Source organism: Treponema sp. R8-4-B8 (assembly GCF_054786175.1).
Window position 1 is genome coordinate 1 of record NZ_BDHE01000122.1, and the last position, 1,082, is coordinate 1,082.

Consider the following 1,082-nt stretch of genomic DNA (forward strand, 5'->3'; position numbering starts at 1 on the left):
CCGTATGATTTAGTCGCAAGCCGTTTGCTGTCAGGGCTCCATATCACCCGCCCTACAATGTCATTATGTCCGCTCAAGGTTTTTATGCGTTGTAATGTTCCTGTATCCCACAAATGGATAACTTTCTCGAAAGCGACGGCAATGTATTTCCCATTGGGGCTGATAGAAGCGGATGGTATATCCCGAACATGGCGAGTTCCAAAAGTGAGAAGGTTTTTCCCGTTTTCAACGCTAAAAATTAAGATTGTTCCATCTATATATCCGACAACGATACTTTTTCCATTGGGATGGTATGCAATTGTTGGTTTAGATAGAATCATAACTGATATATCCATTTTTATTGATAAGTTTGATAATATTTGCGTAATTTCTTTTCCGTTTGCTACATTAATAATTTTAATTTCTCTTTGGGTTGCAATTGCAATATTTCGGCTATCAGTACTGAAAGCTTCTCCTCTATTATCATTAGAATACTCAATACCGAATATTGGATTAAAGTTATTTGCATCGAAAACACCCATAATATTATAACCACTTAATAATAATCGTCTGCCGTCTGGGCTCATTTTTACTCTATTAACATTATCCTTTGTTGTGATACTTCTTATCTGCTTTCCTGTTTCTACATCCCATATTCTAGTTGTTTTATCTTTGGCAGAAGAAATAATTTGTCTACCATCTGGGTTCCATGTAACAGAATTAACAACATCTGTATGCCCACTTATAGTTCTAATTTCCTTTCCACTTTCGGCATCCCATAGCTTTATTGTTTTATCATCACTTCCAGAAATGACCCGTTTCCCGTCAGGGCTAAAAATGGCAGAATGAATATACCCATTATGACCACTAAGTTGCCTTAAAGTTCTGCCTGTTTCAACATCCATAATCAATATAAAACAGTTTTTATAATCATAAATGCCTCCTTCCGAACGGTTGATGATCATAAGGCATTTTTTCCCGTCTGGGCTAAACTCCGCATAATAACACATATTTCTTGAGTTTGCGTATGAATGACAGGTGTACAGCGTTTTAAGTTCCCGTCCTGTCTCCGCCGACCATATTTTTACAGTTCCTTCCCCGGT

The 1,082-nt window shown here is 37.3% G+C and carries 1 protein-coding gene; it reads right to left on the bottom strand.

All coding sequences use genetic code 11. From position 1 onward, the window contains the following. Positions 1-884, bottom strand: an 884-nt coding sequence (locus tag ACYVRA_RS06715) for a WD40 repeat domain-containing protein (RefSeq protein WP_461251973.1), incomplete at its 3' end; no start/stop codon positions are given. Between the last annotated feature and the right edge of the window lie 198 nt (positions 885-1,082).